Here is a 9,385-nt window from a genome sequence, read left to right as displayed (position 1 = left end):
TTTTCCGGGGCGTTGCGGGGTGCGGTTCAGGCATAGCCTTTACCGAGACTCGCCTAAAAACTTGCCTCGCAAGTTTTTTCGCTATTGCGAACGGCTCACTACCCCGCAGAGGGGGTAGCGGAAAAGCAACGCTTTGGAGCGAGGGGGAGACTTTCCCCTTTATAAAAATCAAAATAGGAGATGTGGATAAAAAACAGCCTGAAATATCGTCTGTTTTTTATCCTGACAAGTTTCCGTTGGAAACTTGCTCCATTAACGGCCGCTCCTCATTCCATTACGGAGCAGCTTAAAAAGCCAGTCGAATGTTGAAACATTCTTCCTGACTTTTTATAGGAGAAAAAAATGGATTCTGTAACATCAATTTTTGGTGAAAATGTTTTTAACGAAACCGTGATGAAAGCCCGCCTTCCAAAAGAGACTTTCAAACAGCTGATGAAAACGATTGATGACGGCGAAAAGCTTGCCCCAACCGTTGCAAATGTTGTCGCAAATGCGATGAAAGACTGGGCAATTGAAAAAGGTGCCACACATTTCACACACTGGTTCCAGCCACTCACAGGCACAACAGCCGAAAAACACGATTCATTTATCACACCTTCAAGCGAAGGCAAAGTAATCATGGAATTTTCAGGAAAGGAACTTGTTCAGGGCGAGCCTGACGCTTCTTCTTTCCCTTCTGGCGGAATCCGGGCCACATTCGAGGCACGCGGTTATACTGCATGGGATCCGACTTCCTACGCTTTCATCAAGGACGGCGTTCTCTGCATTCCGACGGCCTTCTGCTCTTACACCGGCGAGGCTCTGGATAAAAAGACTCCCCTTCTTCGCTCAATGGAAGCGATTTCAAAGCAGGCCGTGCGTGTGCTTCACCTTTTCGGAAACAATGAAGTCACCAGCGTAAAAACCACGGTTGGACCTGAGCAGGAATACTTTTTGGTTGACCGTGCAGCTTGGGAAAAACGCGAGGACTTGATTTTCACAGGCCGCACACTTTTTGGAGCAAAATCACCGAAAGGTCAGGAACTTGAAGACCACTACTTCGGTATGATTAAGCCTCGGGTTCAGGCTTTCATGAAAGACTTGAACGAAGAGCTTTGGAAGCTCGGAATCCTGGCTAAGACTGAGCACAATGAAGTTGCTCCTGCTCAGCACGAGCTTGCCCCGATTTTCTCTACGACAAACATCGCTTGTGACCATAACCAGCTCACAATGGAGATGATGAGAAAAGTCGCGGCAAAGCATGGAATGGTATGTTTGCTTCACGAAAAGCCATTTGCTGGCGTAAACGGAAGCGGTAAACATAATAACTGGTCCATTTCCACCAACACTGGAAAGAACCTTCTTGATCCCGGTGCCACACCTGAAAGCAACGCGCAATTTCTCCTATTCTTGTGCGCTGTAATCAAGGCTGTGGACGAGTATCAAGATTTGCTCAGAATCTCAGTCGCTTCGGCTGGAAACGACCATCGTCTTGGTGCAAACGAGGCACCTCCAGCGATTGTTTCTATGTTCTTGGGCGATGAGCTTTCTGAGATTCTTGACTGCCTCGAAGCAGGAAAACCTTATGGCAGCCACGAAAAAGAGAAGATGCAGATTGGCGTAACAGTTCTTCCTGACTTTAACAAGGACACAACTGACCGAAACCGAACTTCACCGTTCGCATTCACAGGAAACAAATTCGAGTTCCGTATGCTCGGTTCAAGCGAGTCAATCGCATGTGCAAACGTATTCTTGAACACAGCTGTTGCTGAGGAATTGGCTCAGTTCGCAGACGAGCTTGAAAAATCAAGCGACTTCAAGGGTGATCTTCACAAGCTCATTCTCAAGACAATCAAAGAGCACAAACGAATCATCTTCAACGGAAACGGCTACGATGATTCATGGGTTGCCGAAGCTGAAAAACGCGGACTTTTGAACTTGAAATCAACACCGGAAGCTCTCACAAAGATTCTGGACGAAAAGAATGTCAAAGTCTTTGAGAAACACGGAGTTTACACACCGGTTGAGCTTAAGAGCCGCTACGAGATTCACAATGAGAACTATTCAAAAATCATCAATATCGAAGCATTGACGATGATTGATATGGTCAAAAAATTGTATCTCCCGGCCGGAGCTAAATATGCTAAGTTCCTTGCAGATTCAGTTGCTGTCAAAAAATCAATCGGCGGTGCAGATGATTCTTACGAGTCAGACTTGCTCAAACGTGTCAGCGCACTCACAGGAAAAATCTACAGCGAAGTACAGAAACTTGAAAAAGCAGTTGACGGAGTTTCAAAACTCTCAGCAGCCGGCGAAATCGCACTTTACTACCGCAACGAAGTGTTCAGCGTAATGGGAACATTGCGTGAGGCAGTAGACGAGCTTGAAGGATTCGTTCCAAGTTCAGAATGGCCTGTTCCAAGCTACGGCGAACTTTTGTACAGCGTTAAGTAAGTGGAAAACTGAAAACGGAAAGTTGAAAAAATAAAAGTTGAGTTTTGCAAATCCACGGAATTGCAAAAAAAAGGCGCGAAGGAGTGAACCGGCTTACGAAAACACTCTGTTTGTGCTACCGCGTGAGCGGTAAAAGTATATAGTTTCAAGCACAAACAGCGTGTAGCAGGCTAGCCTGCGGTTTCGCTAAGCCGTTATCACGACTGGGAGCCGTTTTTTTGATACAGCCGGTAAATTTCAAAACTCGATCTTAAAAATTAACAAATGGCAATGGCGCCGCAGGGAATTTCTTACATGAGGAATTTTTCTGCGGCATTTTTTTAACTCTGGAGGTAAAAAAATGCAAGATTTATGGAGTGTATGGTTCTTGATTGGTGCCGCATTCGTATTCTGGATGCAGGCAGGTTTTGCGATGGTGGAGACTGGGTTCACACGCGCAAAAAACGCCGGCAACATCATCATGAAGAACCTGATGGACTTCTGTATCGGAACCGTAATGTGGTTTCTGATCGGTGCGTCAATGATGCTCAGTTTCACTGACCCGGTGACTGGCGAGGTGAGCAAGGGAATCTGGAGCGTGCTCGGAAAACCGGGATTTTCAGTTTTCAGCGATTACGCACACTTTGACTTTTCGAACTTCGTGTTCAACCTTGTGTTCTGTGCAACAACGGCGACAATTGTTTCTGGCGCGATGGCAGAACGAACAAAATTCAGCTCATACTGTATCTATTCAGCAATCATTTCGGGAATCATCTACCCTATCGAAGCTCACTGGACTTGGGGCGGTGGTTTTCTGGCACAGTGGGGCTTCCACGATTACGCAGGTTCGGCTTGTATCCACATGGTAGGCGGTATTTGTGCCCTGATCGGTGCTTGCATGGTTGGTCCTCGTATCGGAAAATTCACTCGTGATGCGGCAGGAAAGGTAACAAAGGTAAAGGCATTCCCAGGCCACAACCTTACAATCGGTGCTTTGGGTGTGTTCATCTTGTGGCTCGGCTGGTACGGCTTCAACGGTGCGGCTGCCACAGACGTTCCGACACTCGGCTCAGTATTTTTGACGACAACAGTTGCTCCGGCTGTAGCTACAGTCGTCACAATGATTTTCACATGGATTAAGTACGGAAAACCTGATGTTTCAATGTGTTTGAACGCTTCGCTCGCGGGTCTGGTTGCAATCACAGCTCCTTGTGACGTTACGGATTGTGCGGGTGCGGCAATCATCGGTGCAGTCGCAGGCTTGCTCGTAGTATTCGGAATCTGGCTCTTGGATTACAAGCTCCACATCGATGACCCGGTTGGTGCAGTTGCAGTTCACATGATGAACGGTATCTGGGGTACACTTGCGGTCGGTCTCTTCGCAACAAAGTCAGCTCCAGGATTTGAGCTTGCAGGAATCAAAGAAGGCTTGTTCTACGGCGGCGGATTTGAGCAGCTTGGAAAGCAGTTCGGCGGTATGTTCATCATCATGGTTTGGACAGTCGTAACAATCACAATCTTGTTCACAATCATCAAGAAAATCATGGGATTGCGAGTAAGCGTTGAGGAAGAAATCATCGGTCTTGATAAGATTGAGCACGGTTTGGATTCCAGCTACTCAGGATTCGATATCGAGCAGCACTATTCAACAGCAGAGCTTAAGGCAGCAGAAAAGGCTGGCGTAAAAGTGCCGGAAGAAAAGGCTGTGCCTGTGGTGAAAGTTCCTTCAAGCAAGCCGGACGCAAAGTTCCACAAGGTCGTTATCGTAACCCGTCAGACAAAGTTCGACGAAATAAAGTCCGCAATGAACGACATCGGTGTTACAGGTATGACAGTAACGAATGTACTTGGATGCGGTGTTCAGCACGGTGCGGGCGAGTTCTATCGTGGTGCACAAATCGATATGACACTCCTGCCTAAGATTAAGGTTGAGATTGTCGTAAGCGAAGTACCGGTTGATCTGGTTGTCACAGCCGCTAAGGAAGTTTTGTACACAGGCCACATCGGTGACGGAAAGATTTTCATCTACGATGTAGAGAATGTAATCAAAGTCCGAACCGGCGAAGAAGGATATGATGCATTGCAGGATTAAAAAATAAGCCCCGCACGGATGCGGGAAAAAAGCAAAAAGAGAAAATTCAAACGGCAAAGTCAACGATATTTGCCGTGTTTGCCGTCAGGTGAACAGAATTTTCTCGTACAAAATCCCTTGACAAATTTTTTATTCTCCTCAATACTGATAGTGGCACTATCACTTTTCTTTAGGAGGAAAATATATGAAAAAGTTAGTCGCAGTTCTTGCCGCATTGTTCGTTACGGCAGCATCAGTTTTCGCCGCGGACCCGGCTGCAGGTCTTTGGAAGAGCATTGATGACAAGACTGGAAAAATCACCGCAATCTGGAAGATTTACGAGGAAAACAACCAGCTTTTCGGAACAATAGCCGCAGTTGTGGACAATCCGCAGGATGTAATCGCAAGCGCGTGCAAAAAAAGCTACAAGAACTTCCCGGTCGCAGGAAATGTCAACGAGATGAAAACTGTCGGAACTCCGTGGATTTTCAACATGCAGAAAGAATCTGAGGGAAACTGGAGCAAAGGCAACATCATCGATCCAGGCTCAGGAAAAATGTACGGCTGCGTAATCAAACACCTCAAGACAGGCGAAAAAAACAAGGGTTTCACAGCAAAAGAACCGACTCTCGCAATGGCAGGAACAGTAGGCCCGATCAAGGTTTTCCAGTACTGGGTTCAGGCAAGTGAAGCCGACATCGCGAAAGTTCAGGAAGAATTCCCGGCAAAAGGAAACTAAGCAATTTTCAGTCACTTGCAAAAACAAGCTCTCGGTGGGAACATGACACTAGAATCCACGGTTGTGCGAAATTGGAAATTAGACTCGCTTCGCTCGCTCGCACAAAGTGGATTCGTGCCATAACCAAACAAGCACAACAACGCAAGTGCTTGCCACCTACGCTTGTTTTTACATTTACCTATAAATTTAATGCGGATTTGAAATTTATGAAAATTTTTTCACATAAATCTTCTATACTAAGGCCGCGAAGCTCGCACGCTCTCTGGTAGACTTTTTTGATGTCGCTGGGGAGCGTTTCTTTTTCGTCTTTTAGGGTCTGGTATGGGGCATCGGTTTCAAAGAGAATGTTCTGAATCGGGAGATTCTGAACACAGTCGATTGAGGCTTTTTTGCCGTTCAAAATCGGCTTTCCGAAGGAGAAAAATGCGTTGATTCCATGATTCTGGAGCGACAGGGCTTCTCTCAGGGTTCCGGGAAACGAATGGAAAATTACGGCGGGGAGTTTTTTAAGTTCCCTGGAATAAGTAAAGATTTTTTCGATAGATTTTCTCAGATGAAGGACAATGGGAACATTGTATTTTTGAGCAAGAAAAAGCTGTTCGTTGAAGACGATTTCTTGTTCCGGGGCTGTGGACTTGAACTCTGGGGTGAAAAAATCGAAGCCGCACTCACCTATCGCGATGATTTTTTTTTCGGCAAGAAGATTTTCAATAAACGAAAGTTCTTTATCGATGAAAGTTTTATCCCGTAATGCCGGTGACTGGGGATGGATGCCGTAACTAGCGAAAACCATGCTTGTTACTTCCGCGGTAGGTAGCGAGCGACCCGAAGGGGCAAAACCTGCGAGGCAAGTTTTGAGCGAGTCTCGGCAAAATCTAAGATTTTGACGCGGATTCAGTTCCGCGGTAGGGATTGTAGGGGCGGCGTAAGCCGTTGCGTTAGCAATGGAGCGATAGCGGAACCCCGAAAAGCCCGACGGTGAAGCAGGCTGAAAGGCGGCTTCACCGTACCGCCCTAATGATTCAAATTCTTCTTTTGAATGGCAGGAAGTGACGCAAAAATATTGCTCGGACTCGGCGAAAACCGGCTCCTTTGAGTGAGAAAGATGGATGTGGGCGTCGCAGTATCTTGTCAAAACGGCTCCATTTGTCTAAAATTCAACTTAAATTGTTATCATGAAACAAAAAAGTGCTAAAACTTTTTTCTAGTATACCGAAAATATAAATGTAGGGCATCACCCTGCGATAAAATTTGAAAAGTTCGTCCAATTTTGGGCTGGGAGGATTATTATGGGAACATACACACTTAAAAGCATTGGAAGCACTTCAGATTACATGACAGTCGTCCGCGAAATGGATGACGGCTATGTTGTTCGCATCGTGCGTGACAAAGACGGATATGACGATGTTACGACCGACTACATCAGCAAGGCACTTTTTGAGAGCTGCGTAAGAACGGGGTACCTCACAAAGGTTTCAGAAACTGAGAAAATGGCGGCTAACGCTTAAGGAATTATTGGATAATACAAAAAGCGGGCTCTCGGTGTGAACCTGCCAAACAACTCGCGGTGAACATAGACATCCATGTCTTGACGAGTTTTTGACAAGCAAAAACTCGCGGGTCAACGAGCTTTTCGCCACCTCCATGTGGCGAATTTTCTTGATAATCGAAAATCGTCTTGCTTTAACCAGCTCGACGATTTTTTTTCGCCCTAAACATTTGCCGTTTTTTCACCTTTCCGTTTCCACAATCTTACAGGCGGACTGGAATCTTTCTTCTATGTCCATGACTTGCGGAAGCCAGTGGATTTTTATGCCTTTTTTTTCCATGCAGCGGAACCAGGTTTCCTGTCTCTTTGCGAACTGTCCGATTGCAATCTGGAGAAGTTCTTTCATTTCTTCTTTTGACTTGTATTTTCCCTGGAGATAGTCGCTTACGAAACGATATTCAAGGCCCAAAGCCTCAAGGCGGCTCCATTCGGCTCCGTTTTCGCTTTTGTTGGCGTGGAGATTCTCAACCTCTTCGATTAAACCTTCTTCCATGCGGTCGGCCAGGCGTTTGGCAATCCGGCTTCGGACAAGAGTGCGGTCCAGGGTCGTTCCAATTACGAGAGGATTGAGCTTTGGGCGGGATGCACGGAGCTTTTCGCGCGCGATTCTGCACTCCTCTGAAATATTGAAGCGGTTTATGAGGATTGATTTTATCATTCGCTCTTTGTCACCGAATTCGGAAGTATTGTGAAGTTTTTCTTTTTCGTTTATGAGAATCTGCTTGAGTTCTTCTTCGGTCTTTGTCGCCAGGACTTCCCTCTCGCCCGGCTTTTCAACAAAGGGAATCATATCGTATTCGTGAAGGATTGAATCGACATACATGCCGGTTCCGCCAACGCAAATAGGGAGTTTTCCGCGGGAAGTTATGTCTTTGAAAGCCTTGTAAAAATCTTCCTGAAAATCGAAAAGATTGTATTCACGGTTAAGGTCGCACACATCGATCAGGTGATACGGAATGGCTTTGCCGTTGAGGGTGTAGTCGGCCAAATCTTTGCCGCTTCCGATATCAAGGCCTTTGTAAACCTGACGAGAATCTGCGCTGATAATCTCACCGTTGAACTTGTCGGCGAGCCGGACACCTATTGCGGTTTTGCCCACAGCGGTTGGTCCGATTACGAAAATACAATTATATGACACGGCACACCGCACATTTTAGATATTCACTCTTCGGATAGCCCAGAAGAACCGGATGGTCAGGGCCGGCACCGAATTTTGCTAGAACCTGAACGCGTTTTTTAGAGTCCTCGGCGGCTTTCATTACCATGCCGTAGAAATGCTCACTATCAAAGAAATATGAGCACGAGCAGGTGACGAGAATGCCGTTCGGATTGAGAAGACGCATCGCACGAAGGTTGATTTCTTTGTAGCCGCCGTACGCTTTTTCGATGTTCTTGGCGGTTTTGGTGAATGCTGGCGGATCAAGAACGATTACATCAAATTTTTCTCCGTTCTTTTCGTATTCTTTGAGAAGGTCGAAAACATCGGCACAGACTGCTTTCATTTTTTTGCCAGCCTGATTCAATTCAATATTTTTGTTCACAAGCTCCACTGCCTCTGGCGAGATGTCAACGGAAATTACTTCCTTTGCCCCGCCCTTCACTGCGTTCAAGCCGAATGCACCAGTGTGAGTGAATGTGTCCAGAACCCGCTTTCCTTCGCAAAGGCCTGCCACATATCGGCGGTTATCTTTCTGGTCGAGGAAGTAGCCTGTTTTCTGACCGTTTGCCAAATCGACTTCAATAAGAACATCATTCTCGCGAATTACGATTTTTTCTTCGCGGACTTCACCTTCCCATGCAGAACGGAGAGAAAGGCCTTCCTTTTCTCGGCTCGGAGCATCGCTTTTTTCGTAGATTCCGTATGGCTTGATGATTTTTCGGAGCGCGTGCAAAATCTCCTTTCGGAAAACTTCGCAGCTCAAAGTTGAGAACTGAATCACAAGATAGACATTTTTGTTCACATCACAATATCGCTCAACGATAAGGCCTGGGATAAAATCAGCCTCGCCGTAAACAAGTCGGTATGAGTCTTTGATATTGTAGTGAAGCTTTCGAAGGTCGTAAGCGGCCTGAATTTTTGCATCGTAGAAAGCCTGCGGGTCTGCCATAATCTGGTCAGCATGCTCAGTGCCAATCATGCGCACGGTGATTTTTGACTTCTTGTTGATTACACCGCTTCCCAAAAATGCGCCTGCGTTGGCAAAAACTTCGACCACACTTCCGTCTTCAACTTCGCACTCGGCAAGGGATGTCTGCTTTACGCCACCCTCTGAATCATATTTTACATGGGAAATCTCGTTATCGAACACCCACGGAAAGCCCTGCTTAAGCTCGGCTTCTTCTTTTTTGTTCAAAAATACTCTTGCGTACATGCCAGATAGTATAGTTTTTTTTAGAAGGAGCGACAACTATTGCAAAAAAAAAATAAGATAGCAAATTTTATAAAAGAAAGTTTCCATCCAATTCTTTTTTTCCATAAATTGCAATAACAACTTGAAACAACAAATTTGTTAAGCTGTTTTTCTATAAATTTTATCTAACTCAGCTTCAAATAGTTGAGCTGGAGTTTTATAACCCAATATTTTTCTAGGAAGATTGTTCATCCAGTCTTCCA

8 protein-coding genes are annotated in these 9,385 nt (G+C 45.8%); 5 read left to right on the top strand and 3 right to left on the bottom strand.

All coding sequences use genetic code 11. The annotated features are described in order from the left end of the window. The 4 genes from IJJ71_RS06430 to IJJ71_RS06415 all read left to right on the top strand — a co-directional run. Positions 1 to 290: hypothetical protein (locus IJJ71_RS06430; protein ID WP_296846008.1), on the top strand; the 290-nt coding region annotated here is incomplete at its 5' end. A 52-nt stretch (positions 291 to 342) separates the two neighbouring features. After that, positions 343 to 2,433, top strand: a complete 2,091-nt coding sequence (locus tag IJJ71_RS06425; protein ID WP_296846007.1) for a glutamine synthetase III family protein — start codon at positions 343 to 345, stop codon at positions 2,431 to 2,433. A gap of 340 nt (positions 2,434 to 2,773) precedes the next feature. Beyond that, positions 2,774 to 4,504 carry an ammonium transporter gene (locus IJJ71_RS06420; RefSeq protein WP_296846006.1) on the top strand — a complete coding sequence of 577 codons (1,731 nt, stop codon included), beginning with the start codon at positions 2,774 to 2,776 and terminating at the stop codon, positions 4,502 to 4,504. A gap of 184 nt (positions 4,505 to 4,688) precedes the next feature. Continuing rightward, entirely contained in the window at positions 4,689 to 5,222 is a 534-nt protein-coding gene (locus IJJ71_RS06415) for a DUF2147 domain-containing protein (protein WP_296846005.1), read from the top strand. A gap of 178 nt (positions 5,223 to 5,400) precedes the next feature. On the opposite strand, the gene IJJ71_RS06410 is transcribed toward IJJ71_RS06415, so the two are convergent. Beyond that, positions 5,401 to 6,357 (bottom strand): TatD family hydrolase, encoded by a 957-nt coding sequence (locus IJJ71_RS06410; protein ID WP_296846004.1) that lies wholly within the window; start codon positions 6,355 to 6,357, stop codon positions 5,401 to 5,403. 154 nt (positions 6,358 to 6,511) lie between these two features. On the opposite strand from IJJ71_RS06410, the gene IJJ71_RS06405 reads away from it, so the two are divergent. Further along, positions 6,512 to 6,730 carry a hypothetical protein gene (locus IJJ71_RS06405; RefSeq protein WP_296846003.1) on the top strand — a complete coding sequence of 73 codons (219 nt, stop codon included), beginning with the start codon at positions 6,512 to 6,514 and terminating at the stop codon, positions 6,728 to 6,730. Between the two features lie 222 nt (positions 6,731 to 6,952). Here the strand turns inward: IJJ71_RS06405 and miaA are convergent, their stop codons facing one another. Then, positions 6,953 to 7,909, bottom strand: a complete 957-nt coding sequence (gene miaA, locus IJJ71_RS06400; protein WP_296846002.1) for a tRNA (adenosine(37)-N6)-dimethylallyltransferase MiaA — start codon at positions 7,907 to 7,909, stop codon at positions 6,953 to 6,955. After that, positions 7,899 to 9,143 (bottom strand): class I SAM-dependent rRNA methyltransferase, encoded by a 1,245-nt coding sequence (locus IJJ71_RS06395; protein ID WP_296846001.1) that lies wholly within the window; start codon positions 9,141 to 9,143, stop codon positions 7,899 to 7,901. The genes miaA and IJJ71_RS06395 overlap by 11 nt, the downstream gene beginning before the upstream one ends. Between the last annotated feature and the right edge of the window lie 242 nt (positions 9,144 to 9,385).

The sequence above is a fragment of the Treponema sp. genome, from assembly GCF_017430385.1.
GTDB lineage: Bacteria > Spirochaetota > Spirochaetia > Treponematales > Treponemataceae > Treponema_D.
The sequence above is the reverse complement of the archived record's forward strand: the minus strand, read 5'-3'. Positions and strand labels throughout refer to the sequence as shown.